Annotated in this window: 25 protein-coding genes; 6 read left to right on the forward strand and 19 right to left on the reverse strand. The window is 71.9% G+C overall.

The genetic code is table 11. The features are described 5' to 3' along the window. The coding region (locus tag ACFHYO_RS09410; RefSeq protein ID WP_394319971.1) for an invasion associated locus B family protein at positions 1 to 514 on the forward strand (514 nt) is incomplete at its 5' end. Positions 515 to 613: 99 nt separating this feature from the next. Here the strand turns inward: ACFHYO_RS09410 and ACFHYO_RS09415 are convergent. The 5 genes from ACFHYO_RS09415 to rpiA form a co-directional block, all read right to left on the reverse strand. Next, the gene (locus ACFHYO_RS09415) at positions 614 to 2,011 is read right to left on the reverse strand and encodes a Do family serine endopeptidase (protein WP_394320008.1); all 1,398 of its coding nucleotides are present in this window, start codon (positions 2,009 to 2,011) and stop codon (positions 614 to 616) included. A gap of 511 nt (positions 2,012 to 2,522) precedes the next feature. Next, positions 2,523 to 3,704 (reverse strand): protease modulator HflC, encoded by a 1,182-nt coding sequence (gene hflC / locus ACFHYO_RS09420; RefSeq protein WP_394320010.1) that lies wholly within the window; start codon positions 3,702 to 3,704, stop codon positions 2,523 to 2,525. Between the two features lie 61 nt (positions 3,705 to 3,765). Further along, on the reverse strand, positions 3,766 to 5,109 hold the full coding sequence (gene hflK, locus ACFHYO_RS09425; protein ID WP_394319973.1) for an FtsH protease activity modulator HflK: 1,344 nt from the start codon (positions 5,107 to 5,109) through the stop codon (positions 3,766 to 3,768). A 128-nt stretch (positions 5,110 to 5,237) separates the two neighbouring features. After that, the gene (gene gorA, locus ACFHYO_RS09430; protein WP_394319975.1) at positions 5,238 to 6,617 is read right to left on the reverse strand and encodes a glutathione-disulfide reductase; all 1,380 of its coding nucleotides are present in this window, start codon (positions 6,615 to 6,617) and stop codon (positions 5,238 to 5,240) included. Further along, complete coding sequence (rpiA, locus tag ACFHYO_RS09435; protein WP_394319977.1) at positions 6,614 to 7,342, reverse strand: ribose-5-phosphate isomerase RpiA; 729 nt, start codon at positions 7,340 to 7,342, stop codon at positions 6,614 to 6,616. The genes gorA and rpiA overlap by 4 nt, the downstream gene beginning before the upstream one ends. A gap of 144 nt (positions 7,343 to 7,486) precedes the next feature. On the opposite strand from rpiA, the gene ACFHYO_RS09440 reads away from it, so the two are divergent. Genes ACFHYO_RS09440 through ACFHYO_RS09450 form a run of 3 tightly spaced genes read left to right on the forward strand, consistent with a single transcriptional unit; the run spans position 7,487 to position 9,620 of the window. Continuing rightward, complete coding sequence (locus tag ACFHYO_RS09440) at positions 7,487 to 8,659, forward strand: bifunctional 2-C-methyl-D-erythritol 4-phosphate cytidylyltransferase/2-C-methyl-D-erythritol 2,4-cyclodiphosphate synthase (protein WP_394319979.1); 1,173 nt, start codon at positions 7,487 to 7,489, stop codon at positions 8,657 to 8,659. Continuing rightward, positions 8,659 to 9,147: a phosphatidylglycerophosphatase A family protein gene (locus ACFHYO_RS09445; protein ID WP_394319981.1), complete on the forward strand. Its 489-nt coding sequence runs from the start codon at positions 8,659 to 8,661 to the stop codon at positions 9,145 to 9,147. Before ACFHYO_RS09440 ends, ACFHYO_RS09445 begins: the two co-directional genes overlap by 1 nt. Continuing rightward, entirely contained in the window at positions 9,147 to 9,620 is a 474-nt protein-coding gene (locus ACFHYO_RS09450; RefSeq protein ID WP_394319983.1) for a CinA family protein, read from the forward strand. The genes ACFHYO_RS09445 and ACFHYO_RS09450 overlap by 1 nt, the downstream gene beginning before the upstream one ends. Here the strand turns inward: ACFHYO_RS09450 and ACFHYO_RS09455 are convergent. The 10 genes from ACFHYO_RS09455 to ACFHYO_RS09500 form a co-directional block, all read right to left on the reverse strand. Next, positions 9,617 to 10,648: a threonine aldolase family protein gene (locus ACFHYO_RS09455; protein WP_394319985.1), complete on the reverse strand. Its 1,032-nt coding sequence runs from the start codon at positions 10,646 to 10,648 to the stop codon at positions 9,617 to 9,619. The two genes, ACFHYO_RS09450 and ACFHYO_RS09455, sit on opposite strands and share 4 nt — an antisense overlap. After that, positions 10,645 to 11,085 carry a YcgN family cysteine cluster protein gene (locus tag ACFHYO_RS09460; protein WP_036731274.1) on the reverse strand — a complete coding sequence of 147 codons (441 nt, stop codon included), beginning with the start codon at positions 11,083 to 11,085 and terminating at the stop codon, positions 10,645 to 10,647. The genes ACFHYO_RS09455 and ACFHYO_RS09460 overlap by 4 nt, the downstream gene beginning before the upstream one ends. Further along, the gene (locus ACFHYO_RS09465; protein ID WP_394320011.1) at positions 11,085 to 12,026 is read right to left on the reverse strand and encodes a bifunctional riboflavin kinase/FAD synthetase; all 942 of its coding nucleotides are present in this window, start codon (positions 12,024 to 12,026) and stop codon (positions 11,085 to 11,087) included. Before ACFHYO_RS09465 ends, ACFHYO_RS09460 begins: the two co-directional genes overlap by 1 nt. Positions 12,027 to 12,079: 53 nt before the next feature. Further along, positions 12,080 to 12,538 (reverse strand): MaoC family dehydratase, encoded by a 459-nt coding sequence (locus ACFHYO_RS09470; protein ID WP_394320013.1) that lies wholly within the window; start codon positions 12,536 to 12,538, stop codon positions 12,080 to 12,082. A gap of 141 nt (positions 12,539 to 12,679) precedes the next feature. Next, complete coding sequence (locus ACFHYO_RS09475) at positions 12,680 to 13,213, reverse strand: VOC family protein (RefSeq protein WP_394319987.1); 534 nt, start codon at positions 13,211 to 13,213, stop codon at positions 12,680 to 12,682. Continuing rightward, positions 13,210 to 14,070, reverse strand: coding sequence for a TIGR01459 family HAD-type hydrolase (locus ACFHYO_RS09480; protein ID WP_394319988.1), 861 nt, complete (start codon positions 14,068 to 14,070; stop codon positions 13,210 to 13,212). Before ACFHYO_RS09480 ends, ACFHYO_RS09475 begins: the two co-directional genes overlap by 4 nt. Positions 14,071 to 14,158: 88 nt before the next feature. Then, the gene (locus tag ACFHYO_RS09485; protein WP_394319990.1) at positions 14,159 to 15,076 is read right to left on the reverse strand and encodes a manganese-dependent inorganic pyrophosphatase; all 918 of its coding nucleotides are present in this window, start codon (positions 15,074 to 15,076) and stop codon (positions 14,159 to 14,161) included. Between the two features lie 172 nt (positions 15,077 to 15,248). Next, complete coding sequence (locus ACFHYO_RS09490; RefSeq protein WP_394319992.1) at positions 15,249 to 15,932, reverse strand: DUF1345 domain-containing protein; 684 nt, start codon at positions 15,930 to 15,932, stop codon at positions 15,249 to 15,251. 3 nt (positions 15,933 to 15,935) lie between these two features. Then, a complete protein-coding gene (locus ACFHYO_RS09495; protein ID WP_394319994.1) occupies positions 15,936 to 16,277 on the reverse strand; it encodes a DUF4440 domain-containing protein in 342 nt (113 codons plus the stop codon). Further along, positions 16,274 to 17,371, reverse strand: a complete 1,098-nt coding sequence (locus ACFHYO_RS09500) for a TraB/GumN family protein (protein WP_394319996.1) — start codon at positions 17,369 to 17,371, stop codon at positions 16,274 to 16,276. Before ACFHYO_RS09500 ends, ACFHYO_RS09495 begins: the two co-directional genes overlap by 4 nt. A 236-nt stretch (positions 17,372 to 17,607) precedes the next feature. On the opposite strand from ACFHYO_RS09500, the gene ACFHYO_RS09505 reads away from it, so the two are divergent. Beyond that, entirely contained in the window at positions 17,608 to 17,895 is a 288-nt protein-coding gene (locus ACFHYO_RS09505) for a co-chaperone GroES (RefSeq protein ID WP_036702044.1), read from the forward strand. Positions 17,896 to 17,940: 45 nt separating this feature from the next. Beyond that, a complete protein-coding gene (gene groL / locus ACFHYO_RS09510) occupies positions 17,941 to 19,587 on the forward strand; it encodes a chaperonin GroEL (protein WP_394319999.1) in 1,647 nt (548 codons plus the stop codon). Between the two features lie 353 nt (positions 19,588 to 19,940). Here the strand turns inward: groL and ACFHYO_RS09515 are convergent, their stop codons facing one another. The 4 genes from ACFHYO_RS09515 to ACFHYO_RS09530 form a co-directional block, all read right to left on the reverse strand. Further along, positions 19,941 to 20,870, reverse strand: coding sequence for a hypothetical protein (locus tag ACFHYO_RS09515; RefSeq protein WP_394320000.1), 930 nt, complete (start codon positions 20,868 to 20,870; stop codon positions 19,941 to 19,943). A 74-nt stretch (positions 20,871 to 20,944) separates the two neighbouring features. Further along, a complete protein-coding gene (locus ACFHYO_RS09520) occupies positions 20,945 to 22,471 on the reverse strand; it encodes a Ppx/GppA family phosphatase (RefSeq protein ID WP_394320002.1) in 1,527 nt (508 codons plus the stop codon). A 41-nt stretch (positions 22,472 to 22,512) separates the two neighbouring features. Then, positions 22,513 to 24,804 (reverse strand): RNA degradosome polyphosphate kinase, encoded by a 2,292-nt coding sequence (locus ACFHYO_RS09525; protein ID WP_394320004.1) that lies wholly within the window; start codon positions 24,802 to 24,804, stop codon positions 22,513 to 22,515. A 172-nt stretch (positions 24,805 to 24,976) separates the two neighbouring features. After that, complete coding sequence (locus ACFHYO_RS09530) at positions 24,977 to 25,663, reverse strand: P-loop NTPase family protein (RefSeq protein WP_394320006.1); 687 nt, start codon at positions 25,661 to 25,663, stop codon at positions 24,977 to 24,979. Positions 25,664 to 25,729 lie beyond the last annotated feature (66 nt).

Raw genomic sequence — 25,729 nt, forward strand, 5'->3', positions numbered from 1 at the left:
GGCAGAGGCCCCGGCGGCCGGCGCCGCCCCGGCTGCGCCCGCCGCGGATGCGGTCGGCAGCTACTACACCAAGTCGACCCACGACGACTGGCTGCTGCGCTGCCTCAAGACCGCCGACGGCAAGGACCCGTGCGAGCTCTACCAGCTGCTCAAGGACGAGGGGCAGAAGCCGGTCGCGGAAGTCTCGATCATCCCGTTCTCGGGCAAGGCCGCGGCGATCCTGAACTTCGTCGCCCCGCTCGAGACCGACCTGCAGGCCGCGCTCGGGCTGCAGATCGACACCGGCAAGGAGCACCGCTACCCGTTCCTCGTCTGCGCCCCGATCGGCTGCGTCTCGCGCATCGGCATGACCGCCGACGAGCTGGGCGCGATGAAGCGCGGCAGCTCGGGCAAGGTCACGCTGCTGCCCTTCGGCGCCGACCCGGCCAAGGACCTCGTGAATCTGACGATGTCGCTCAAGGGCTTCACCGCGGGCTTCACCGCGCTGGAAGCCACGGTCGCGACGAACCAGTGAGCCCTGCCCCCGCGGTGCGCGCCCGACGCGCGCGCCGCGGACCGGATGAAGAAAGGGGCGCCCGCGGGCGCCCCTTGCGTGCCGGCGTGGCGCGCGGCCTTACTCGATCGACAGCGCCATGAAGCGCGGCTCGCCCTCGCGGCGGATCAAGAGCAGCACCGACTTGCGGCCCGCGTCCTTCGCCTCGGCGATGCGGGCGTTCAGGTCGGCCAGCGTCGTCACCGGCTGCTGGCCCGCCTCGACGATCACGTCGCCGGTCTGCAGGCCCTTGGCCGAGGCGTCGCTGGTCGCGTCGATGTCCTGCACGACAAGGCCCTTGGCCCCCTCGGGCAGGCGCAGCCGGGCGGCCAGCTCGGGCGTGATCGGCACCAGCGTCATGCCGAGGACGGTGCGGCCGTCCCCGCCCTGCGGCTGGGCGCCGTCGTTGCCCTCGCCGCTGCCGTCGGCGTCGGCCAGCTCGCGCCGCCCGAGGGTGATCTTCAGCTCGACCGGCTGGCCGGCGCGCTGCACGGTCACGTCCACGGCCTCACCCACCGGCGCGTCGGCCACCCGGCGCACGAGGTCGCGGGTGTCGGCCACGTCGCCGCCGGCAAAGCGGGTGATGATGTCGCCCGCCTTCACCCCGGCGTCGGCCGCGGGCCCCGCGGGCACGTCCGTCACCATCGCCCCGGTCTCCGAGGCGAGCCCCAGCGAGGCGGCGATGTCGGGCGTCACGTCCTGGATCTTGACCCCCAGCCAGCCGCGGCGCGTCTCTCCGAACTCGCGCAGCTGGTCGACGACCTTGCTCACCACGTTCGAGGCCATCGAGAAGCCGATCCCGATCGAGCCGCCGTTGGGCGACAGGATCGCGGTGTTCACGCCCACGACCTCGCCCGCCATGTTGAAGAGCGGCCCGCCCGAGTTGCCGCGGTTGATCGCGGCGTCGGTCTGGATGAAGTCGTCATAGGTGCCGGTCAGCGCCCGGCTTTTGGCCGAGATGATCCCGGACGAGGCCGACAGCCCCTGCCCCAGCGGGTTGCCGAGCGCCAGCACCCAGTCGCCGACGCGGGCGCTGTCCGAGTTGCCGAACTTGACGAAGGGCAGCGGCTTTTCCGCCTCGACCTTCAGCACGGCGATGTCGGTGGTGGGGTCGGTCCCGACCAGCTTGGCGGGCAGCTTGGCGCCCGAGTAGAACTCGATCTCGATCTCGTCGGCGCCGTCGATGACGTGGTTGTTGGTGACGATGAACCCGTCGGCCGAGACCACGAAGCCCGAGCCGAGCGCGTTCGAGCGTTCCTGCTGCATCGGCCCGCGGTTGCCGAAGGGCGAGCCCTGGTCAGGCCAGCCAGGGATGCCGGGCACGCCGGGGATGCCGAAGTCGCGGAACAGGTCCGAGAACGGGCTGCCCTCGGGGAACATCGGCCCCTGCGCCACGGGGCGCGAGACGACCGCGGTGGTGGTGATGTTCACGACCGCCGGGCTGACCTGGGCCACGATGTCGGCGAAGCTGTCGGGCATGACCGACTGGCCGCTGGCGACGGGCGCCTTCTGCACGTCGATCGGGGCGTTGGCGTTGGCGGCCTCGGGGACCTTGCCGTTCATCGGCTGGTCGGGGGTGGTGGTCGTCTGCGGCATGTCCTGCGGCGCCATGGCGCTGCCCCCGGGCGGCAGGACCTGCTGCTCGACGCCCGGCGGCGGCGCGGGGGGCGTCGGCTGGGCCTGCTGGGCCAGGCCCGGCGCGGCCAGCGCGAGCGTCAGCGCGAGGGTCGAGGCGGCGAGCCCCGTACGCCGGGTAAGTCCGTGGAATGTCATGCGTTTGATCTCCGTCAGGTGACCGGATCGTGAGCCCGTCCGGCGGCGGGTCGGGTGCGGCCAATGTGGTCGCTCGTGGCGACAAGGCAACAGTGCGGATCGTCATTTCATCGTGAGGGGCGCGGGCGGTTGACGCAAGCGCCGAGCGGACGGGGCGACGCAAAAAGGCGCAGCCCCGTGGGGCTGCGCCTCGATCCCTGCGCGGTGGCAGGACGCGTCAGTTGGCCGGCGGCACCGAATCGGCGGGGGCGGCGGGGGTCGCCACCGGGTCCGCGGCAGGCGCGGCAGCCTCGGGGGCCGGCGCCGGCGCGTCGGCCGGGGCCGTAGTGGCGGCGTCGGTGGTGCTCCCGGCCGCAGGCTCACCGTCCAAGCCCGGCACGGTGCCGAGCGCGTCGGGGACCGCGATGGTCGCCTCGCCCGGCTCGCTTTCCGCGCCGCCCTCGGCGCGGGCGGCGGTCGCCGCAGCCGCCTCGGCCGCGGCGGCAGCCTGGGCGGCCGCCTCAGCCGCGACCTCGGCCGTCGAGGGCGCGTCGGCGGGCACCGCCGCTGCGACCTCGGGCGGGACCGCGACCGGGCTCACCCCGTTCGGATTGCCGCCCGCGCCGAGGTAGCTGAAGAACTCGCCCTCGGGGTTGATCACGAGCGAGCTGTTCTGCCCCCGCAGCGCCCGCTCATAGGCGGTCATCGAGCGGGTGAAGGCGAAGAACTCGGGGTCCTGCCCGAAGGCCTGCGCGTAGATGGCGTTGCGCTGTGCATCGGCCTCACCGCGGACGATCTCGGACCGGCGGCGGGCGTCCGAGGTCAGCTCGACCACCGTCCGGTCGGCGGTGGCGCGGACCCGCTGCGCGGCCTCGCCGCCGCGGGCGATCTCGTCGGCGGCCTCGCGCTCGCGCTCGGCCCGCATCCGGGCGTAGGTCGCGGTCAGGTTCTGCTCGGGCAGGTCGGTGCGGGTCAGGCGCACGTCGATGATCTGCACCCCCAGCGCCTCGGCCTCGCCGCGGGCGGCGTCGCGGATCTGGCCCATCAGGTTGGTGCGGTCCTGCGACAGCACCGCGGTCGAGGGCACCGAGCCCAGCACCTGCCGGATGGCGTTGTTGAGGATGCCGGCGAGCCGGTTCTGGGCGAAGTCGATGCCGCCCTCGCCGGTCGCGCGGCGGAAGGTCACGGCGTCGTTTACCTGCCAGCGCGCGAAGGCGTCCACCACGAGGCGGCGGTCGTCGAGCGGCGTGACCTCCATCGGGTCGGTCGGCAGGCCAAGGATGCGCGCGTCATAGCGCACGACCCGGTCGATGACCGGCATCTTGAAGCCGAGGCCCGGTTCCTCGCGGACCGCCACGACCTCGCCGAAGCGCAGGACGAGCACCTTTTCGCGCACGTCGACGATGTAGATCGAGGCCATCACCAGAAGGCCGACCACGACCACGACCGGCAGGGCAAAGAAGGAAAGCGCGCGGCGCATGTCAGTTGCCCCCCATCACGGTCTGGCCCGGCAGCGCCGGGGTTGCGGACTGGTCCACCGGTCCGGTCTGGCCCATCGGCGGGGCCACCTGCCCCGTTTGCTGGCCCATCTGCTGCTGGCCCATCTGCCCGCCCTGCGGGCGAAGCTGATCAAGCGGCAGATAGGGCACGACGCCCTGCCCGCCCTGGGCGCTGCTTTCGATGATGACCTTGTTCACGCTGCCGAGCACCCGCTCCATCGTCTCGAGATACATCCGCCGCCGGGTGACGTCCGGGGCCTTGACGTATTCCTCGCGCACCGAGTTGAAGCGCGCGGCCTCACCCTGGGCGTCGTTGACGGCCTGGGCGCGATAGGCCTCGGCCTGCTCGACCATCGCCGCGGCCTCACCGCGGGCGTTGGCGAGCACGCGGTTGGCGTAGGCGTCGGCCTCTTTCTCAAGCCGGTCGCGTTCCTGCTGGGCGGCCTGCACCTCGCGGAAGCTGTTGATCACCTCCTGCGGGGGGTCCGCGCGGCCGAGGTTCACGCGGACCACATTGATCCCCGACTGATAGCTGTCGAGCGTCGCCTGGATCGCCATCTCGGCGTCGCGGGCGATCTGGCCGCGGTCGCGGTTGAGGATCGGGGCGAGTTCCGAGCGCGCCACGATGTCACGCATGGCGCTTTCGGCGACGGCGCGGATCGTGCCCTCGGGGTCGGCGAGGTTGAACAGGAATTGCTCGGGGTTCGAGACGTTCCAGACGACCTGATAGGTCATGTCGACGATGTTCTGGTCGCGGGTCAGCATCAGCCCGCTGTCGAGCGCGTCGCGCCCGGCGCCGATCTCGATCGTGCGCTCGCCGGTGACGGCGACCAGCTGGCGGGTGACGAGCGGCCAGGGCGCGAAGTTCAGACCCTCGTCGCGGACGGCATAGGGGCGGCCGAACATCAGCTCGACCGATTTCTCGCCGGTGTCGACGGTGTAGAAGCTCGAGGCGGCCCAGAGGCCGACGGCGACCAGCGCGGCGATCCCCCATTTGCCGCGGTCCAACCGCGGCAGGGTCGGGCCGGTGCCCATCGGGCCGCGCGGCCCGCCCGGGCGCGGCGCACCGTCGCGCCCGCCCATCAGCACGCGCAGGCGGTCCTGGCCCTTGCGCATCAGCTCTTCGATCTCGGGCACCTGCGTCTCGGGCCGGCGGCCGCCCTGCGGCGGCTGCTGCTGCCCGCCCGGCTGGCCCCAGGGCCGCGGCGTCTCGCCCCGGTCGGGGCGCCCCCCGTCGCGCCCGCCCTCGGGGCGCGGAGGTTGCGGGCGCGGCGGACGCTCGTCGTCGTTGCCGCCGCTGCCGCCGCCCCAAGGTCCTTGTGCCATCGTCACGCCTTTCGTCCAAACTCTGGTCCTAACTAGGGGGAAACCCCGTGAGGACAAGTGCCAACCGCCCCGAACCGCGGCCGCGGGCACCCCGCCCGCCGCGCCGCCGGTGACCCGGGGCCGCCCTCTCAGACCGTGGCGCCCCCGGCCCGGCGGACCGGCGCGCGCATCGTCACCAGCTCTTCGGCCAGCGTCGGGTGGACCGCCATCGCCGCGTCGAACTGTTCCTTGGTCGCCCCCATCCCCATCGCCACGGCGACGAGCTGGATCATCTCGCCCGCCTCGGGCGCGAAGATGTGGCAGCCGAGCACCCGCCGCGTCCGGTCGCAGACGATCAGCTTCATCAGCGCCCGCGCCTCGGACCCGGCGAACAGCGACCGCATGGGGCGGAAGCTCGCGGCATAGACCTCGATCGGGCCCTGTTCGGCGGCCTCTTCCTCGGTCAGGCCGATGGTGCCGAGCTCGTGCGGGCGCAGATAGACGGCGCTGGCGATCAGGCTGTGATCGACGCAGCGCGGCTGGGCGCCGAACACGGTGTCGGCGAAGCTGTGCCCCTCGCGGATCGCGACCGGGGTCAGGTTCACCCGGTCGGTCACGTCGCCCACTGCGTAGATCGAGGGCACCGCGGTCTGCGACCACTGATCCACCTCGATCTGGCCGCGCTCGCCCACGATGACGCCGGTGTTTTCCAGCCCCAGCCCGCCAGTGTAGGGCGCGCGGCCTGTGGCGAACATCACCGCGTCATAGGTCTCGGCCCCGCCGCCCGAGAAGCTGGCGCGGATGCCCGCGCCGTCGCGGTCCAGCCGCGTCGGGCTGTCGTTCAGCCGCAGGGTGATGCCCAGGTTCTCGATCTGGTGGGTGGCGAGCGTCCGGCACTCGCCATCGAAGCCGCGCAGCAGCTTGTCGCCGCGATAGGCGATGGTGGTGTCGCAGCCGAGACCGTTCAGGATCGTCGCGTATTCGCAGGCGATGAAGCCGCCGCCGACGATCAGCACCCGCGCGGGCAGCGTGTCGAGGTCGAACAGGTGGTCCGAGATCAGCCCCAGTTCCTCGCCGGGGATGCCGGGCAGGCTCGGGCGCCCGCCGACCGCGATCAGGATGTGCTTGGCGGTCAGGCGCGTCCCGTCGGCCAGTTCGACCGTGTGCGGATCGGCGAGCTTCGCGCGCTGGGGGTGGATGTCCACGCCCGCGGCGCGCAGCCCGCCGGCATAGAGCCCTTCGAGCCGCGAGAGCTCCTCGTGCAGCTTGCCGCGGAAGAGCGGCCAGTCGAAGCGGCCCTCGGTCGCGCCGGTCCAGCCGTAGCCGCGCGCCTCGGCGGCGGCGGCGGGGGCGCCCGAGGCGAAGATCATCAGCTTCTTCGGCACGCAGCCGCGGATCACGCAGGTGCCGCCCATGCGGCTTTCCTCGGCCAGCCCCACGCGGGCGCCGTGCTGCGAGGCGGCGATGCGGGCGGCGCGCACGCCCCCCGATCCGCCGCCGATCACGAAGAGGTCGTAGTCGAAGCTCATGTCAAATCCTCGGTCCGGGTCAGCTCGATGACCGAGCCGTCCGGGCTGCCGATCAGCGCCAGCTGGCACATGTTCAGGAAAAGCCCGTGCTCGACCACGCCCGGCACCGCGTTCAACCCCCGCGCCAGCGCCGCGGGGTCGGGGATGCACTTGAGCGACAGGTCGAGGATCAGGTTGCCCTCGTCGGTGCGGAACGCTGCGCCGTCGCGCTGGCGCACCAGCATCGGGCGCTGGCTCAGATCCATCGCGTCGAGCAGGCGCTGGATGTGGATGCGCGTCGCCTCGACCCCGAAGCCCAGCACCTCGACGGGCAGGTGAAAGGCGCCGAGCTGCTCGACCACCTTGGTCGGGTCGGCGATGACCACCATCCGGTCCGAGGCCGCGGCGATGATCTTTTCGCGCAGATGCGCGCCGCCGCCGCCCTTGATCAGGTTCAGGTCGGGGTCGATCTCGTCGGCCCCGTCGAGCGTCAGGTCGAGCCAGCCGATCGCGTCCAGCTCTTCGATCTCGATCCCGAGCTGGCCGGCGAGTTCGCAGGTCGCCCGGCTGGTCGCGGCGCAGCGCAGGCGCAGCCCCTCGGTGCGGATGCGCTCGGCCAGGCGATGGACCATGAACACCGCGGTCGAGCCGGTGCCGAGCCCGAGGCGCATCCCGTCCTCGACCAGCGCCACCGCGGCGCGGGCGGCGGCGTCCTTGGCGGCATCCGAGGGGGTGGGGTCGGCCATGGCGGGCTCCTTGTCGCGGCGGCGGGTGATGCGAAGGGGATATAGCGGCGATCCGGCCCGGGTGCGAGGGGGGGGCGGCGATGGCGATGGGCGGCCCGCGGGGCGCGGTTGCGACCCGGGCGGGCTTGGCGTATCCGCAGGGCGATGCGCAACGGTCCCCCCTCCCCCCTGCCGCCCCTTGCGGCCACCACGGCGGTGATCGTCACCGGCGCCGGGCGCGGCACGCGGATGGGCGGCGCGGCGCCGAAGCAATGGCAGTCGCTCGCCGGGCAAAGCGTCATCGCCCGCAGCATCGCGGCCTTCCGCGGCTTCGCCCGGGTGGTCGTCATCGTCGCCCCCGAGGACATGGACCGCGCGGTCGAGGAACTCGCGGGCCCCGTGGTGCTGGTCGCGGGCGGCGCCACGCGGTCCGAGAGCGTGCGCGCCGGGCTCGAGACGCTCGAGGGCGCGGGCGTGACCCATGTGCTGATTCACGACGCGGCCCGCCCGCTGGTCTCGCAGGCGGTGATCGCCCGGGTCCTGACGGCGCTGGCCGAGGGGGCGCCCGCCGCCGCCCCGGCCCTGCCCGTCACCGACGCGCTGTGGCGCGGTGCGGAGGACCGGGTGACGGGCTTTGCCGCCCGCGACGGGCTGTTTCGCGCCCAGACCCCCCAGGGCTTTGCGCTCGGCCCCATCCTCGCCGCCCATCGCGCCGCGACCGAGGGGGCGGCGGACGACGTCGAACTCGCCCGCCGCGCGGGGATCGAGGTCACCATCGTCGCCGGCGATGAGGACAATCTGAAACTGACCTATCCCGGCGATCTCGAACGCGCCGGACGGATGATGGAGGCCGGCATGGATGTGCGGCTCGGGAACGGCTACGACGTGCACGCCTTCGGCCCCGGCGAGGGGGTCTGGCTCTGCGGGGTGCTGGTCCCGCATGAGCGCGGGCTCGTCGGCCATTCGGACGCCGACGTGGGGATGCACGCGCTGACCGACGCGATCTACGGGGCGCTGGCCGAGGGCGACATCGGCCGGCATTTCCCGCCCTCGGACCCGCAGTGGAAGGGCGCGGCCTCGGACATCTTCCTGCGCCACGCGGCCGAGCTGGCGCGGTCGCGCGGCTTCCGGCTCGGCAACGCCGACGTGACGCTGGTCTGCGAGCGGCCGAAGATCGGCCCCCACGCCGCCGCCATGCAGGCGCGGCTGGCCGACATCATGGGGGTCGAGCCCGCCCGCGTCAGCGTCAAGGCGACCACCTCGGAACGGCTCGGCTTCACCGGCCGCGAGGAAGGGATCGCCGCCCTCGCCACCGCCACCCTGATCGGAGGCGCCTGATGGACCGCGCCATCGCCACCCTCTTCGGCATCGGCCACCTGCGCCCTGCGCCCGGCACCTGGGCCTCGGCGGTCACGATCGGGCTCGGCTACGCCCTGCACCGGCTGGGGCATTTCCCGCTGGTGGCGGCGGCGACGCTGGCGGCCACCGCGCTTGGGTTCTGGTCGGTGCGGCGGTTCACGGCGGGGATGGCCGACAAGGACCGCAGCGAGATCGTCATCGACGAGGTCGCGGGCCAGCTCATCGCCTTCTGCGCCGCCTCGGCGGGGTTCTGGTTCGCCGGGCTGCCGGCTTCGGTCATTCCCTGGCCGGGGCTGGTGGCGCCGTTCCTGTTCTTCCGCCTCTTCGACATCTGGAAGCCGTGGCTGGTGGGCCGCGCCGATGCCCGCGCGGACGCCGACGGGGTGATGCTCGACGACCTCTGGGCCGGGCTCTTCGCGGCGCTCGCCACCATCGTCGCGGCGGGCATCTCGCACGGGCTGATGTGATGGCCGAGGGGCTCGCGGCCGAGGTGCTCGCCGCCGCGCGCGCGCGGGGGGTGACGCTCGCCACGGCGGAAAGCTGCACCGGCGGGCTGATCGCCGCGGCGCTGACCGAGGTGCCGGGGTCGTCGGACGTGGTCGACTGCGGCTTCGTCACCTACTCGAACGCCGCCAAGACCCGGATGCTCGGGGTCTCCGAGGCGACGCTCGCCACCCACGGCGCGGTGAGCGAGGCGGTCGCGGCCGAGATGGCCGCCGGCGCACAGGCGCGGTCAGGCGCCGGGATGGCGGTCGCGGTGACGGGGATCGCCGGGCCCGGCGGGTCCGAATTCAAGCCCGAGGGCCGGGTCTGCTTCGGCCTCGCCACACCCGCGGGCGTGCGGACCGAGACGGTCGAGTTCGGCCCCCGCGGCCGCCACGCCGTGCGCGCCGCAACGGTGGAGCACGCGCTGCAGATGGTGCTGGGCGCGCTGGGTTAGAGCGCCGCCCCCAGCGCCGCGATCTCGGCGTCGGTGGTGGCCCAGCTCGTCACCAGCCGGATCGTCGCGGCCCCGGCGTCGTCGCCCTCGGCCGGCCAATCGGCCGCGCGCAGCCCGGCGGCGCGCAAGCGGGCGATCTCGGGGGCGGGAAGCCGCACGAAGACCTCGTTCGCCTCGACCGGGACCAGCGGGGAGTGGCCCGCTGCGGTAAGCGTCGCGGCAATCTCGCCCGCGGCGGCGTTGGCGTGGCGGGCGAGGTCGAGCCACAGCCCGCCTTCCAGCCAGGCCAGCATCTGCGCGGCGAGGAAGCGGTGCTTGGACCACAGATGCCCCGCCCGCATCCGGCGGAAGGCGAAGTCGCGGGCCCGGTCGGGGTCGAAAAACACCACCGCCTCGAGCGCGAGGCAGCCGTTCTTCGTCCCGCCGAGCGACAGCGCATCGACGCCGGCGGCCTGCGTCAGATCGCCGGGCGCCGCCCCGGTCGCCGCCACCGCGTTGGCAAAGCGCGCGCCGTCGATGTGGACGGCCATGCCGCCCTCGCGCGCCACCCCGGCCAGCGCCGTGACCGAGGCCGCGTCGTGGACCGTCCCCCACTCGGTCGCGTTGGTGATCGAGACGACCGCGTTCCGCCCGTCATGCTCGTCGACCTGCGGGTAGTCCGCGATCCGCTGGGCGAGCGTCGCCGCTGTCATCCGGCCCGCGTCCCCCTCGACCAGCGCCAGCTGCGCGCCGCCCGCCATCCAGGCCGGGGCGCCGCTTTCCGAGGTCTCGATATGCGCCGTGCGGTGGCAGAAGATCCGCCCCCAGGGCGGGCAGAGCTGCGCCAACGCCAGCGCGTTCGCCCCGGTCCCGGTGCCGAGCAGGAACACCGCCGCGTCGGGCGCGCCCAGCATCTCGCGCACCGCCTCGACCGCCTGCGCGGTCAGCGCGTCGCGGCCATACGAGGCGGCCGCCCCGTCGTTCGCCGCCGCCAGCGCGGCCATGATCCGGGGGTGGACGCCCGAGGCGTTGTCCGAGCCGAAGTTCATGACAGATCCTCGATCACATACTGGTCCCACTCGTCCTCGGTGACCGACAGCTCGCTGACCGTCCAGCCGCGGACCGAGGCGCCGGCGCGGTGGATCGCCTCGGGGTCGCCCGAGATCAGGTGGTGCCAGTCGTAGAGCGGCTTGCCCTCGGCGCGCAGCCGATAGGCGCAGGTCGCGGGCAGCCACCAGGCGATGTCGCGCAGCTTCTGGGGCGTCAGCACCACGCAGTCGGGCACGAAGTCGTGGCGGTTGGGATAGGACGAACAGCGGCAGCTCTGCCCGTCGAGCAGGCGGCAGGCGACGCGGGTGAAATCCACGCTGCCGTCGTCCTCGTACTCGATCTTGTTCAGACAGCACTTGCCGCAGCCGTCGCAGAGCGCCTCCCACTCGGCGGCGCTCAGTTCGGCCAGTGGCAGTTCCCAGAAGCGCGGGCGCATCAGCCGGCCGCCAGGATGGCCCGGGCGCGGGCGGCGTCGTCGTCCATCTGCGCCACCAGCGCCTTAAGGCTGTCGAACTTCGCCTCGGGGCGAAGGTAGTCGACCAGCGCCACTGACAGATGCGCGCCGTAGAGATCGCCGGAGAAATCGAAGAGATAGGTCTCGAGGTTCGGGGTGTTCTCGCCGAACATCGGCCGCACGCCGAGGCTGGCGACGCCCCGGTAATGGCCGCGGTGCGGGCCGGTCAGCACCTCGACCAGCACCGCATAGACGCCGAGCTTCGGCAGATGCAGCCCGTCCAGCGCCATGTTCGCGGTCGGATAGCCGAGCTCGCGGCCGCGCTGCGCGCCGTGCAGCACCTCGCCCTCGATCCGGTGCCAGTGGCCGAGCATCGCCTCGGCATCGCGTGGCCGCCCTTCGGAGAGCGCGGCGCGGATCGCAGTCGAGCTGGCGGGCTCGTCGCCGCCGACCAGCGGCACGATGGTGACGCCGAAGCCCATCGCCTGCCCCAACTCGGCCAGCGCGGCGCTGTCCCCGGCCCGGCCGCGGCCGAAGCGGAAATCGGCGCCGACGGCGACGTGGACGACGCCCAACCCCTCGGCCAGCACCTCGCGGGCAAACTCCTCGGGGGTCAGCCCCGCGAGCGTGGGGCCGAAGGGCAGTTCGTAGAGCTGCGCCACCCCGTGCCGGGCCAGCCGGTTGGCCCGCGCCTCGGGGTTCATCAGCCGGAACGGCGGCTCGCTGCGCCCGGCGGCGCGGGCGAAATACTCGCGCGGATGCGGCTCGAACGTGACCGCCCCCAGCGGCGCGTCGGGACGGGCGGCACGGGCCGCGTCGATGACCGCGCGGTGGCCCAGGTGGACGCCGTCGAAATTGCCCATCGCCACGCTGGCGCCGCGCGCCGACGCCGGCAGGCCGCGCCAGTCGCGGTGGATATGCATGGGGGGGTTCTGCATCGGCCTCACGCGCGGGAGAGCGGGCCGGAGCGCGGCCCTCAGTCGAACTTGCGGGACGGCGCCAGAACCACCGCCTCGCCTTTCAGCACGACGGTATCGCCGACGAGGCAGCGGGTGGCAAGGGTGACCCGCCGGCGGGCGTGATCGATGGCATCCACCTGCACCTCGGCGCGGACCACGTCGCCGGGGCGCACGGGGGCCATGAACTTGAGCGTCTGGCCCAGATAGACCGTGCCGTGGCCGGGCAACTGCTCGCCGATCACCGCCGAGATGAGGCCCGCAGTCAGCATCCCGTGCGCGATCCGCCCCTCGAAGATGGTGTCGCGGGCGTATTCCTCGTCCAGGTGCACCGGGTTGCGGTCGGTCGAGATGGTGGCGAACATCTCGATGTCGGCGTCCGTCACCTGCTTCTGCAGGGTGCGGATCATGCCGACCTCGAGGTCCTCGATGACGATGGTGCCCCGAAACTGGTTATCCCGCGGCAGATTGTCGAGCATCATGGGTATCCCCGGTTCACTGGCCCGTTCACTGGCCCGTCAAAGGCCCGTTCGCTGCATTGCGGCGTAACAGGTCGATGACCGTCGGGCAAGATTATACCGTCGTCGCGGCGTGGGGGATAATAATGTTGCGACGTCAGGTCACGGGGCGTCGGCGTCGGGCCGCGCGCCGCCCTCGGCCAGCAGCGCCGCGAGGTCGAGGGGCGCGTTGCCCATCTGCACCCGGCCTTCCGCGTCCAGCGGCCACTCCGCGGGCGGGCGGTCGCGGTAGAGTTCGACCCCGTTGCCGTCCGGGTCGCGCAGATAGAGCGCCTCGCTCACCCCGTGGTCGGCCGCGCCGTCGAGCGGGATGCCCGCGGCCAGCACCCGCGCCAGCACCCGCCCGAGCGAAGCGCGGTCGGGATACAGGAAGGCGCTGTGATAGAGCCCGGTGTGACCGGGCGGCGGGGGCGTGGCCCCGGCGGATTCCCACGTATTGAGCCCGATGTGGTGGTGATAGCCCCCGGCGCCGAGAAAGGCCGCGCGGGTGCCGTAATGCTGCATCACCTCGAACCCCAGCACGCCCGAATAGAAGGCGATGGCCCGGTCGAGGTCCGCCACCTTAAGGTGGACGTGCCCCACCCGCGTCGCGGCGGGCGCGGGATCGGGCGGCGAGGCGATCGGGCGGGCGCTCACCGCAGCCGTCCGATGGCATAGGTCGGGGCGATGCCCTCGACTGCCAGCCAGGCGCGCAGCAGGCTGTCCTCGGGTCGTTCCACGTCGCCCCCCATGTGCTCGGCCGCCAACCCGCCGGTGACGAAGATCGAATCGATCCCCTGCGCGACGGCCCCTGCAACATCGGTGCCGATTCCGTCCCCGATGGCAAGCTCGCGCCCGCCGCTGACACCCAGCCGGCGCCGGGCGAGGTCATAGATCGGCGCGTGCGGCTTGCCGAAATAAAGCGCCTCGCCCCCCATCCCTTCGTAGAGCTGGGCGAGCGCGCCGGCGCAGTAGAGCCGCTGCTCGCCGAAATCCACCACGATGTCGGGGTTGGCGCAGAGAAGCGGCAGCCCGCGGGCCTGCGCGGCCTCCAGCCGGGCGCGGTAGTCCTCGGGCGTCTCGGTCATGTCGTCGTAGGGGCCGGTGACGACGATCCCCTCGGCATCCTCGAGCGCCACGCGGCGGATGCCGGGGGCGCGCGGATCGCTGGTCTCGGTGAAGAACCCGAGGTCGCGCTCGGGCCCGACGTGCCAGACGTTCTGCCCGACCCGGCCCGCGAACATCGCGTCCTGCGCCGCGTCGCCCGAGGTCACGATGTCGTCCCAGGCGTCCTGCGGCACGCCCAGGCGGTCGATCTGCTCGGCCACGAAGCGGCGCGGGCGGGGCGCGTTGGTCATCAGCGCGACCTTGCCGCCGCCCTGCCGGAACGCCTGCAGCGCGGCGATGGCGGCCGGATAGGCCACCTTGCCGTTGTGCACGCAGCCCCAGAGGTCGCAGAAGAGCACGTCATAGCCGTCGGCGATCTCGGCCAGGCTGTCGATGATCCGGGTCATGTCCACCCCTTTGCTGGCCACACCCTCGAGGCGCGGCGGATGTCCTGCGGGGTGTGGGGGTGGGACACCCCCACGCCGGCGGTCGTCCTCAGAGCTTCAGCGCCGGGATGATCTGCTTCTTGCGGCTGACGATCCCCGGAAGGACCACGCTGTCGCCCTCGACCGGGACGCCGAACGATGCGGCGGCAACCGCGCGCACGAAGTCGTTCGGGACCAGCAGGGTCGAGCGCTCGTTCAGGATGTCGACGATGAACAGCATCACCTCGTCGGCGCCGTCCTCGGCCGCGACGCCCGGCATGGCGGCCAGCAGCGCCGCCTTGCGATCGAGCAGCACCTGCGGGGCGGTGGTTTCCAGCACCGAGATCCGCATCTGCTTGCCGCCGAGTTCGTATTCCTTGCTATCCATCTTCAGCAGCGCCGCGTCCGAGAAGGACGAGACGTCCGATTTCGCGGTGAACATCTCGGTGGCGTATTCGGGGATCGAGAGCCCGAGCTCGCCGGCCAGCTTCTCGGCCACCCAGCGGTCATGCGGCGTGGTGGTGGGCGAGCGGAACTCGAGCGTGTCGGACAGGATGCAGGTCAGCATCACGCCCTTGACCCAGGCCGGCGCGCGGTCGAGGTCGCCGCCGATCAGGTCGTGCATGATCGTCGCCGTGCAGGCCAGCGGGCGGATGGTGATGTTGATCGGCAGCCGGGTCTTGATCCCGCCGGCGAGCAGGTGGTGGTCGATGATCTCGATCACCTCGGCGTCGTTGATCGAGGCCGGCAGCTCGGCCGGGTTGTTGGTGTCGACGATCACGCACTGGTCGCCGGGCGCGAGGTCGGCGATCACCTCGGGCAGGTCCAGCCCCCAGCGGCCCAGCATCCACACGGCCTCGGTGTTCGGCGTCCCCTGCAGCACGGCCTTGGCCGGGGTCTTGCGGACCTCGGACAGGTACCACGCCCAGATCAGCGGCGAGCCGGTCGAGTCGGTGTCGGGGGCCTTGTGGCCGAGAACCTGGATCATGTGAGACAGCCTTTGCGCAAAACGGGTCGGCGCGGGTTATAGGCGCGGGCCGCGTGCGGCTCAAGCGGCAGAGGGAGGTGAGCGAGAGCCTGCGGCGGATGACCGGGGAGCGCCGGAGGCATGGGCCGCCCGTCAGTCCCCCTGACAGGCGGCGACGGGGCGTGGCGGGCGCCTAGCCCCCCTGCCCCAGCGCAAGGCCCGCGTTGACGGCCAGCGCCACGATCACCGCGTTATAGAAGAAACTGAGCACCGAATGCGCCAGCGTCACCCGCCGAAAGGCCGTCGAGGTCAGCCCCACGTCCGAGGTCTGCGCCGTCATCCCGAGGGTGAAGCTGTAATAGAGAAACTCCCACGGGCCCGGCGCCGCGGGGCCGCCGGGAAAGTCGAGCCCGCCGCTGTCGCGCGCGCCCGTCTTGCTCCCGCCCGCTGCCCTGCCCGAGTCCCGGTCAGGGGTGTAGAACATCCGCGCATAGTGAAAGGCCATGACCGCGTGGACCGTCGCCCAGCCCAGCGGCACCGCCCCGAGCGCCAGCACCGGGCGCAGCCGCAGCGCCCCCGGATCGGCCGAGGCGAGCACGGTCTGGGCGATGGCATAGAGGCTCACCCCGACCGCGCCCGTCGCCATCAGCACGATCAGCGCCCCGCCCTCGTCGGCGTCGGCGAAATGCGCCCGCAGGTCGGCTCCGCTGCGGCCCCGCACCCAGACGGCGGTGGCCACGAGATAGACGACGAAAAAGAGGTCCGCCCCGATCAGGATGCGGTCGGTCGGCGTCAGCGCGCCGCCCAGCAGCGCCGCCGCCAGCCCCGCGGCGAAGGCGCCGTGAAACCGCGCGTGGCGGCGCAGCGAGCCGCGCAACCTTCAGTCCTCGGCCAGGGGCGTCTGCTGGTGCTCGATCATCTGCCAGTCCTCGTGCTGGCGCACCCAGGTAGAGCTGCAGAAGGCGCGGTAGGCGCGCCCGCCGCGGCTGGCCGCGACGCGATAGGCCAGCACGATGCAGTCCTCGGTCTCGACGAAGCGGCGCTCGCCCAGCGTCACCCCCTCCCACCGCGGGCCGTCGAGCGCGGGCAGGATGTCGCGGCCCTGCAGGATGCCGCGCGGCAGGATCATCACGCAGGCGGGGTGCATCCGGCGCCGCGCCTCGGCCGCGCCCATCGTCCACCACGCCGTCTCGTCGGCCCATCGGTTCTCGCTGCGGCTCATGACGCGCCCCCTGCCGTGATCGTCCACCCGTCCCGTTCGAGAAGCCGCAGCACCCCGTCCTCGCCCGGCAGGTGCAGCGCCCCGAAGGCCGCGACCACCGGCTTGCCGCGCGCCGCGGCGGCCGTCGCGGCCTCGGTCAGCGGCGCGATCCAGCCCCGGTTGCGGCCGGTCATCAGCCGGTCCTCGGCCAGCTGCACCTGCCGGTCGACGCTCGCGCGGTCCATCCCGGCGTGGTCATAGGCGTCCAGCCGCCCGAACTCCCAGATCGCCCAGATGTCGCCGCGGAAATAGGCCTCGATCGTTGTCGTGGCATAGTCGTCGGCCAGCCGCGCGGCGGGCAGCGCGGCGCGGATCATGTCCAGTTCTTCGGTGTCGCTCATGCCGTCGAAGAGGGTCAGCACCGTGTCCCACGGCTCGAGCGCGCGGACCGGCACGCCCGCGTCGGCCGCCACCTGCATCAGCCGGTGGTCGAGGCCCGCAGTGTCGCCGCGCGCCTTGATCTGGCCCATCATGCACGGCGAGATCCCGAGCATCATCGAGACGTACCAGGGCCGCAGCCGGCTGACCATGACGGGCGGCATCCCGCGCGCGGACATGGCCTCGCCCAGCTCGCGCCAGGCCGCGTCCCCGAGCCGTTCGGGCAGCGTCGGCCCCTCGGTGTCGACCATCAGCGACGGGTCGCGGGCGAGTGCGGCGGTCAGGCGCTTCTCCTCGTCGGGTCCGGCCTCGACCAGCATCGCGTCGGCCGAGGCGATGACCGGCGTCAGGGCCGCGACCATCGGGTCGTGGCGGGGGTCGTCGAAGTGATAGGTGCCGATGATCTCGATCCGCGCGTCGCCCTTGCGGGCGGTGAAGCGGGTGCCCTGCGCATAGGGCGTGGCGGCGACCGCAGCGTCGATGCGGGCGCGGGTCTCGGCCGGCAGGCTCTGCATCAGATCGGCGCCGGCGCAGACGGCCGGCGGCGCGTCCGCGGCCGGCACGGCCTGCGCCACCCCGGGCGGCGGATCGGCGGTGGCCGCCGCCTCGGCCGAGGCGACCGCACAGGCCGCAAGCGCCCCGAGCACCGCCCCCCGCATCCGCTCGTGCCAACCCATCTTCGCACCCCGCTCGCGCCCTGGCTTTCGCCGCAGCATGGCCCCGCGCCGCCCCGAGGTCCACCCCGTCCGGGCGCCCTCGCGACGGGCCCGACCCGCGCCGTTCCACCCGCTCGCCGCGATCACGCCCCGTTGACAGGCCCGGACCCGGCCCCTACATCGCGGCCATTGGCACTCACCCCAATCGAGTGCCAACAGCACGCAACACTGCAACCTGAATAACCGGAGTGTTCACGATGGCCTTCAAGCCGCTTCACGACCGCGTCCTGGTCCGCCGCGTCCAGTCGGACGAAAAGACCAAGGGCGGGCTGATCATCCCCGACAGCGCCAAGGAAAAGCCCTCGGAAGGCGAGATCGTCTCGGTGGGCGAAGGCGCCCGCAAGGACTCGGGCGAGCTGATCGCCCCCTCGGTCAAGGCCGGCGACCGCATCCTGTTCGGCAAGTGGTCGGGCACCGAAGTGACGCTGGACGGCGAAGAGCTGCTCATCATGAAGGAAAGCGACATCCTCGGGATCATCGGCTGATCCCTCGCAGGTAGCGCTTACAACCCTCTGACAAGGAATAGATAAATGGCTGGCAAGGAAGTCAAGTTCAACACCGACGCCCGCGACCGGATGCTCAAGGGCGTCAACATCCTCGCGGATGCGGTCAAGGTCACGCTGGGCCCGAAAGGCCGCAACGTGGTGATCGACAAGTCGTTCGGCGCCCCGCGCATCACCAAGGACGGCGTCTCGGTCGCCAAGGAAATCGAGCTTTCGGACAAGTTCGAGAACATGGGCGCGCAGATGGTCCGCGAAGTCGCCTCGCGCACCAATGACGAGGCCGGGGACGGCACCACCACCGCCACCGTGCTCGCCCAGGCGATCATCAAGGAGGGCCTCAAGGCCGTCGCCGCCGGGATGAACCCGATGGACCTCAAGCGCGGCGTCGATCTGGCGACCCAGCGCGTCGTCGAGTCGATCAAGTCGGCCGCCCGCCCGGTCTCGGACTCGGCCGAAGTGGCCCAGGTCGGCACCATCTCGGCCAACGGCGAGAAGTTCATCGGCGAGCAGATCGCCGAGGCGATGCAGAAGGTCGGCAACGAGGGTGTCATCACCGTCGAAGAGAACAAGGGGATGGAGACCGAGGTCGAAGTCGTCGAAGGGATGCAGTTCGACCGCGGCTATCTCTCGCCCTACTTCGTGACCAACCCCGACAAGATGGTGGCCGAGCTCGAGGACGCCTACATCCTGCTGCACGAGAAGAAGCTCTCGTCGCTGCAGCCGATGGTGCCGCTGCTGGAAGCCGTCATCCAGACCCAGAAGCCGCTCTTGATCGTGGCCGAGGATGTCGAGGGCGAGGCGCTGGCCACGCTGGTCGTCAACCGCCTGCGCGGCGGGTTGAAGGTCGCGGCCGTCAAGGCGCCGGGCTTCGGTGACCGCCGCAAGGCCATGCTGCAGGACATCGCGATCCTGACCGGCGGTCAGGTGATCTCGGAAGACCTGGGCATGAAGCTCGAGAATGTCGGCATCGACATGCTGGGCCGCGCCAAGAAGGTCTCGATCAACAAGGACAACACCACCATCGTCGATGGCGCCGGTGAAAAGGCCGAGATCGAGGCCCGCGTCAGCCAGATCCGCCAGCAGATCGAGGAAACCACCTCGGACTACGACAAGGAGAAGCTGCAGGAGCGCGTGGCGAAGCTCGCCGGTGGCGTCGCCGTCATCCGCGTCGGCGGCATGACCGAAGTCGAGGTTAAGGAGCGCAAGGACCGCGTCGATGACGCGCTGAACGCGACCCGCGCCGCGGTGCAGGAAGGTGTCGTGGTCGGCGGCGGCGTCGCGCTGGTGCAGGCCGGCAAGGCGCTGGAAGGTCTGGAAGGCGAGAACGCCGACCAGAACGCCGGCATCGCGCTCGTCCGCCGCGCGCTGGAAGCCCCGATGCGCCAGATCGCCGAGAACGCCGGCGTCGACGGCGCAGTGGTCGCGGGCAAGGTCCGCGAGAGCCAGGACAAGAGCTTCGGCTTCAACGCCCAGACCGAAGAATACGGCGACATGTTCAAGTTCGGCGTGATCGACCCGGCCAAGGTCGTGCGCACCGCGCTCGAGGACGCCGCGTCGGTGGCCGGCCTGCTGATCACCACCGAGGCGATGATCGCCGAGAAGCCCGAGCCCAAGGCTGCCGCCGGCGGCATGGGCGGCGGCATGGGCGGCATGGGCGGCATGGACATGATGTGATCCCCCGCCCGGCCGTCTGACGGCTGGACAGGAAAGGCCGCCCCTCGGGGCGGCCTTTTTCTTTGGCGGGGGCGGGGCTGCAGGTGGCGGGCTATTTCTCACTTATGTTGCGGCGGATGGCGCCCAGCCCGCTCACGTTGCTCGATGGCGGAAGCCGGCTGACGAAGCAGGGAGATCGGCGCCCATCCTACTCGGGGGATTGAGAGACGGGCGCCGAGCGGCGGATCGTTGGCGATAACCTTTGTGGCAGAGGTCGTTTCGCCGGACCGCCAAGCCACCTCCGCAACGAAAAGGGCCGCCCCTCGGGGCGGCCCTCGTCGCGGTCGCCTGTCGCGGCGAGCCGCCGCGTCAGGTCAATAGACGTTCTGCCAGGTCGTGAGGGTCACGTCCGCCGGTTCGTCGGTGCGGTTGCCGTTCAGGTCGTAATACGGCCCCTCGCCGTTCTCGGACAGGCGGATCGTCAGGCCCGTCGCGCCCGTCAGGGTGACGACGTGGGTGCCGTCCAGCAGGATCTCGGTGCTGCCGTCCGTCTCGACCACCTCGAACCGGGCGCCGAAGTCCTGGATCGAGGCGCTCTCGTCCTCGACCACCAGCGACAGGTGATCCTCGCCCTGCGCGAAGTCGCCGACCACGGCCGGGCCGGTGTCGTCGGGGGTCACCCAACCCTCCAGCTCGTCCTCACCGCTGCCGCCGGTGACCAGATCGAGTTGCGAGAACTGGATGCTGTCGTCCCCGGCCCCACCGTCCAGCGTGTCGGCGGCGTCGTCCACCCGCCACTCGTGCAGGTCGAAGGAGGTCGGCGAGTCGGCAAGTCGGCTTCGCATCCCCTCGATGTCGTCGTCGCCGTCGCCGCCGGCCAGGCGCGTGGCGCCGTCGCCCGACACGAGGTGGTCGTCCCCGCCACGCCCGTCCACGTCCCCGCCGTCGCCATAGGCCGGCACGTCGTCGGGGCCGTCGGTGCCGCGATAGACCTCGGCACCGTCGACGATCGTGGGCGAGTCGCCGGGTTCAGGCTCTGGCTCGGGTTCCGGCTCAGGCTCCGGCTCGGGTTCAGGTTCCGGTTCGGGCTCAGGTTCCGGCTCGGGTTCCGGCTCAGGCTCCGGCTCGGGTTCGGGCTCGGGTTCGGGCTCGGGTTCCGGCTCGGGTTCGGGCTCCGGGTCAGGCCCGGGCTCGGGCTCCGGCGCCACATCGTCATCGTCATCGTTATCGTCGCGGAAGGCGTCGGCGAGTGTGGCCACGCCAAACACCGCCAGAATCGGCAACAAAAGCCCCAGGTTTTCCATGATCTCTCCGGCGTCAGCGGCAGAAGACAATCACGGCGCCGTGACCTCGGCAAAATGTCCTGAAAGCGCAGCGCTCACTGCACCACGCACTCGACGCCCATCGCGCTGCAGAGCGACTGGAACCGCGCCGCCGCGACCTCGCCCATCAGCGCCCGGCCGGTGCGAGTCAGCTTGAGGGTCAGGCGCTTGGAATCGCGGTCGAAGATCAGCTCCCCCGCCTCGGACGGGTCGCCGACCGAGAACATCGCCCCGAACCGCATGGCCTTGCCCAGCGTCTCGGCGTCGCGGATCTGCGCCTCGTCGAGCAGCGTGAAGAGCGGCGCCATCGCCGACCCCGCCCGGCTGTTCTTGTAGCGGTGCAGAAGCGCGAGCCCCAGGAACACCCGCTCGGGGTGGCTCAGCGCGGCGAGGTTGGCGCGCGTCACGTTGTCGAAGCAGGCCTCGGCCCGATAGTCCGGGTGCGCCCGCCAGCTCGTGTCGTGCAGGAGGCAGGCGGCCCGGATCAGCCGCTCGTGCGAGGGCGGCGCATCCGCAAACAGCGGCGACAGGAACTGGTAGAGCTTCTTGCCCGAGCCGGGGATGCGCGCCATCTGCCGCTCGGTGAACCGCGCCGCCTCGATCAGCGGATCGCGCTTGCGGATGCTGTCGGACATCTGCTCGTAAAGCAGCCCCTCGCGGATCCCGTAGGAGCTGATGGCGATCTCGGGCGGCGCGAGGGTCGAGACCAGCTCGCGCAGCACCTGCATCGCCAGCGGCACCAGCTCGATCCGGCCCGAGCCGATGCCGGTGCGCGACTTGAGGTCGGCGAGGCTCTGCTCGCCGATCCACTTGACGGTCGCCAGCACGTCCTCGGGCGTCATGCGGTATTCGTGCAGGACGGTCATCGGATAGGCCCGCCGCTCCATATCAAGCCGGGCAATGGCGCGCCACGAGCCGCCGACGAGATAGAGCCGCTCGTGATCGGTGCCGAAGCTTTCGGCCAGCCCGCCGACGATCCGCGAGATGTGCTTCTTGAGGTCCTTCGCCTCGACCTGCTGCAGGCGGAACGGCCCGAGTGGAGAGGTTGCGCGCCGGCCGATGGCGCCGTCGCCGACCTCGGCCAGCTCCATCGAGTTGCCGCCGATGTCGCAGACGAGCCCGCGCGCGTCGGGCCAGCCGAGCAGCACCCCCTGCGCCGACAGCCGCGCCTCTTCCTCGCCGTCGATGACGATCAGCTTGAGGCCGGTCTCCTTCGCCACGGCCTGGTGGAAGGCGGGCCCGTCCTCGGCCTCGCGCACGGCAGCGGTGGCGACGCAGGTCAGCGCCTCGATCCCCATCCCCTTGGCGAGCGCCGCGAAGCGCCGCAGCGCGGCCATGCCGCGGACGACGCCCTCGGGGTTCAGCCGGCCGGTGGTGGCAAGCCCCTGCCCCAGCCCGGCCATGACCTTCTCGTTGTAGAAATAGGCCGGGCTGCGGGCGGCGCCGTCGAACACCACCATGCGGATCGAGTTCGAGCCGACATCGACCACGCCCACCCGTTTCAGCTCGCGCGCCGGGCGCACCGGCAGTCCGCCCTTGCCGAAGGGCGAGACCTTCTGCCCCGAGGTCGTGGTCACGTTCATCCTGGTGGTCCTCGCGTGTGGCGTGGTGGGCGGCCCGGGCCTCAGTCCCGGTCCGGGTCGGATGTCTTGGCGGCGGCGGGGGCGACCGTCGCGGCGGGGGCGGCCGCGCGCTCGGCGGCAGCCTCGACCGCCGCTTCGGCCGGCGTCTCGCCCGAGGGCTCGCCGCTGCCTTCGGTGCCGTGGGTCAGCGCCGGCACGTCCCCCGCGCCCGCGCTGCCGCGCCCCGACAGCGACGGGTGGTCCATGAAGAAGCGGTGGCAGTTGAACAGATCGTCGCGGCCCTCGGGCAGATAGCGCAGGCAGCGCCCGTCGGGCTGAAGGATCCAGCTCTGCGCCTCGTCGGCCATGTTGGCGGCCATGATCTGGCTGGTGATCTGGGCCTTTACGGTGTCGTTCAGGCACTCGACCAGCGTCTCGACCCGGCGCGAGAGGTTGCGGTCCATCCAGTCGGCCGAGCTGATGAATACCCGCGCCTTGCGGGACGGCAGGCCGTGGCCGTTGCCGAAGCAGACGATGCGCGAATGTTCGAGGAACCGCCCGACGATCGACTTGACCCGGATGTTCTCGCTCAACCCCGCGATCCCCGGCCGCAGCCCGCAGATGCCGCGCACGACGAGGTTGATCTTCACCCCGGCGGCCGAGGCGGCGTAGAGCGCCTCGATCACGTCGCGCTCGATCAAGCTGTTCATCTTGGCCCAGATCGCGGCGGGGCGGCCGCGGCGGGCAAGGTCCGCCTCGCGCCCGATCAGCTCAAGCAGCCGCGACTTGAGGTCGATGGGCGAGATGGCGAGGTTCTCGAGCCCCTCGGGCTGGACGTAGCCGGACAGGAAGTTGAAGACCTTGGTCGCATCGCGCCCCAGCGCCGGGTCGCAGGTGAAGAGCGACAGGTCGGTATAGATGCGCGCGGTGATCGGGTGATAATTGCCGGTCCCGTAGTGGGTATAGGTCACCAGCCGGTCACCCTCGCGCCGCACCACGGTCGAGATCTTGGCGTGGGTCTTGTAGTTCACGAACCCATAGACGACGTGCGCGCCCGAGCGTTCCAGCCGGCGCGACTGGCGGATGTTGGCGGCCTCGTCGAAGCGCGCCTTGAGTTCCACCAGCGCCACCACCGACTTGCCCGCCTCGGCGGCCTCGCACAGCGCCGAGACGACGGGGCTGTCCCAGCTCGTGCGGTAGAGCGTCTGCTTGATCGCCACCACGTCCGGGTCACGCGCTGCCTGGCTCAGGAAGCGGATGACCATGTCGAAGGTCTCGTAGGGGTGATGCAGCAGCATGTCCTTTTGCCGGATCGCCGCGAACACGTCCCCGTCGTGGTCCTGCACCCGCTCGGGCACCCGCGGGGTGAAGGACGGCCATTGCAGGTCCCGGCGGCTGTCGAGCACCAGCTCGCGCACGTCGGCCATGCCCAGAAGCCCCTCGACCTCGACCACCTCGTCGGGGCCGACCGCGAGTTCCTGCATGATCGCGCGGCGCAGCCGGTCGGGGGCGCCCTCGGTGATCTTGCATCGGATCACGTCGCCCCGCCTGCGCCGCTTCAGCGCCGTCTCGAACTCGCGGACCAGATCCTCGGCCTCGTCCTCGACCTCGAGGTCGCTGTCGCGCAGCACCCGGAAGGCGCAGTGGCCGATGTCGCGGTAGCCGGGGAAGAGCCGCGACAGATGCATCAGCAGCAGATCCTCGAGCCGCAGGAACCGCTGCCCGCCCGGCAGCGGGATGAACCGCTTGAGCTGCGCCGGGATCGGCAGCAGCGCCTGCATCTGCCGCCCGTCCGACTCGCGCGCGAGCTCCAGCGCCAGCGAGAAGCCGGCGTTGGGGATGAACGGGAACGGGTGCGCCGGGTCGATCGCCAGCGGCGTCAGGACCGGAAACACCTGCGCCATGAAATGCTCGCGCAGGAACGCCGCCTCGGCCCGGGTCACGCGTGAGCGCGACAGGATCACGATCCCCTCGCCCTCCATCTCGCGGCGCAGGCGGTTCCAGACGGTCTGCTGGGCGTCCATCAGGCGGCGCGCATCGGCGTTGATGAGAGTGAGCTGGTCGGCCGGGGTCAGCCCGTCGTCCGAGGGCGAGGTGTTCCCCTCGCGCACCAGCTCGCGCAGGCCGGCGACGCGGACGGTGTAGAATTCGTCGAGGTTGGTGGCCGAGATCGACAGGAACCGCAGCCGCTCGAGCAGCGGCACGCGCGGGTTGCGCGCCTCGTCCAGCACTCGCCAGTTGAAGCTGAGCCACGAGAGTTCGCGGTTGAAGAACCGGGCCGGTCCGACCGGCGGCCCGTCGGGCAGGTTGCGCGGCGCGGGAAAGTCCGAGGTGAGGAAATCGGCCTGGGTCATCGATTCTGCGGGCGGCTTGCCAAGAGGGGGGTCGCACCAACCCGTGTGGCCCGCCGGGCCGGGGCTGTCAAACCGTTGGGCCGGGTTGCCCGCGGCGCGGCGCTGGCTGCGGGAAGGCCCGGAACGGCGCGAGGGCAGCGCCACGCGCCAGCCTTTTCAGGGGGGTGCTCCTTCAACCGGCCCCCTGCAGCCTCGCCAGCGTCTCGAGCGCCAGCGGCCGGGTCACCGCCCGCCCTTCGGCCAGCGCGGCGCGGTCGATCTCGGCCACCAGCCGGCGGGCGAGGCCGAGGTCGCGGTCCATGCGCCGCACCAGCGCCTCGATCACCCCGGGGCCGGGGGTGAGCTGCCGGTCGCCCAGCAGCTTGACCAGCACCGCCCCGAGCAGCGCCTCGTCCGGCGCGCCCAGCGTCACCGCCGCCATCGCCTGCACCCGCGAGGCGAGGTCGGGCAGCGTCAGCCCCCAGTCGCGCGGCGGGGTGCGGGCGGTGAGCAGAAGCCAAGTCCCCCGCGCCGCGGCGAGGTTCCACAGGTGGAAGAGCGCCTGCTCGGCCCCCGCCGCCGTGGCGACGCGCTGCGCGTCCTCGACCACCAGCGCCCCCTGCTCGGTCGCAAGCAAGTCCACCGCCTCGACCCGCAGGGCGCCCGCGCGGACCCGCTGGGCGCCCTGTTCGGCGGCCCAGAAGGCGGCGATGTGGGACTTGCCCGAGGCCTCTGGCCCGACCAGCAGCAGCCGTCCCTGCGGCCAGTCCTGCGGCCGGTCCACCAGCGAGAGTGCCGCGGCGTTCGCGGGCGCGGGCAGGAAGTCGCCCCGGCCGAGGGCCGGCGCGCTGCCGAGATCGAGGGCGAGCTGGCGGGCCACGCGTCAGCCGCGCGGCGCGTCGCCGGGGCGCGCGACGGGCGCCTCCTGCGGCGCCGCGATCGGGCG

This window comes from Paracoccus panacisoli (assembly GCF_042435015.1).
Taxonomy (GTDB): Bacteria; Pseudomonadota; Alphaproteobacteria; order Rhodobacterales; family Rhodobacteraceae; genus Paracoccus; species Paracoccus panacisoli.

Coding starts and splice junctions, on each gene's coding strand:
- ACFHYO_RS09415 (WP_394320008.1), bottom strand. CDS start 2,011: ATGCCCGACAGCTTCGCCGACATCGTGGCCCAGGTCAGCCCGGCGGTC.
- hflC (WP_394320010.1), bottom strand. CDS start 3,704: ATGGCCTCGATCTACATCGTCGACGTGCGCGAAAAGGTGCTCGTCCTG.
- hflK (WP_394319973.1), bottom strand. CDS start 5,109: ATGGCACAAGGACCTTGGGGCGGCGGCAGCGGCGGCAACGACGACGAG.
- gorA (WP_394319975.1), bottom strand. CDS start 6,617: ATGAGCTTCGACTACGACCTCTTCGTGATCGGCGGCGGATCGGGGGGC.
- rpiA (WP_394319977.1), bottom strand. CDS start 7,342: ATGGCCGACCCCACCCCCTCGGATGCCGCCAAGGACGCCGCCGCCCGC.
- ACFHYO_RS09440 (WP_394319979.1), top strand. CDS start 7,487: ATGCGCAACGGTCCCCCCTCCCCCCTGCCGCCCCTTGCGGCCACCACG.
- ACFHYO_RS09445 (WP_394319981.1), top strand. CDS start 8,659: ATGGACCGCGCCATCGCCACCCTCTTCGGCATCGGCCACCTGCGCCCT.
- ACFHYO_RS09450 (WP_394319983.1), top strand. CDS start 9,147: ATGGCCGAGGGGCTCGCGGCCGAGGTGCTCGCCGCCGCGCGCGCGCGG.
- ACFHYO_RS09455 (WP_394319985.1), bottom strand. CDS start 10,648: ATGAACTTCGGCTCGGACAACGCCTCGGGCGTCCACCCCCGGATCATG.
- ACFHYO_RS09460 (WP_036731274.1), bottom strand. CDS start 11,085: ATGCGCCCGCGCTTCTGGGAACTGCCACTGGCCGAACTGAGCGCCGCC.
- ACFHYO_RS09465 (WP_394320011.1), bottom strand. CDS start 12,026: ATGCATATCCACCGCGACTGGCGCGGCCTGCCGGCGTCGGCGCGCGGC.
- ACFHYO_RS09470 (WP_394320013.1), bottom strand. CDS start 12,538: ATGCTCGACAATCTGCCGCGGGATAACCAGTTTCGGGGCACCATCGTC.
- ACFHYO_RS09480 (WP_394319988.1), bottom strand. CDS start 14,070: ATGACCCGGATCATCGACAGCCTGGCCGAGATCGCCGACGGCTATGAC.
- ACFHYO_RS09485 (WP_394319990.1), bottom strand. CDS start 15,076: ATGATCCAGGTTCTCGGCCACAAGGCCCCCGACACCGACTCGACCGGC.
- ACFHYO_RS09495 (WP_394319994.1), bottom strand. CDS start 16,277: ATGAGCCGCAGCGAGAACCGATGGGCCGACGAGACGGCGTGGTGGACG.
- ACFHYO_RS09500 (WP_394319996.1), bottom strand. CDS start 17,371: ATGGGTTGGCACGAGCGGATGCGGGGGGCGGTGCTCGGGGCGCTTGCG.
- ACFHYO_RS09505 (WP_036702044.1), top strand. CDS start 17,608: ATGGCCTTCAAGCCGCTTCACGACCGCGTCCTGGTCCGCCGCGTCCAG.
- groL (WP_394319999.1), top strand. CDS start 17,941: ATGGCTGGCAAGGAAGTCAAGTTCAACACCGACGCCCGCGACCGGATG.
- ACFHYO_RS09515 (WP_394320000.1), bottom strand. CDS start 20,870: ATGGAAAACCTGGGGCTTTTGTTGCCGATTCTGGCGGTGTTTGGCGTG.
- ACFHYO_RS09520 (WP_394320002.1), bottom strand. CDS start 22,471: ATGAACGTGACCACGACCTCGGGGCAGAAGGTCTCGCCCTTCGGCAAG.
- ACFHYO_RS09525 (WP_394320004.1), bottom strand. CDS start 24,804: ATGACCCAGGCCGATTTCCTCACCTCGGACTTTCCCGCGCCGCGCAAC.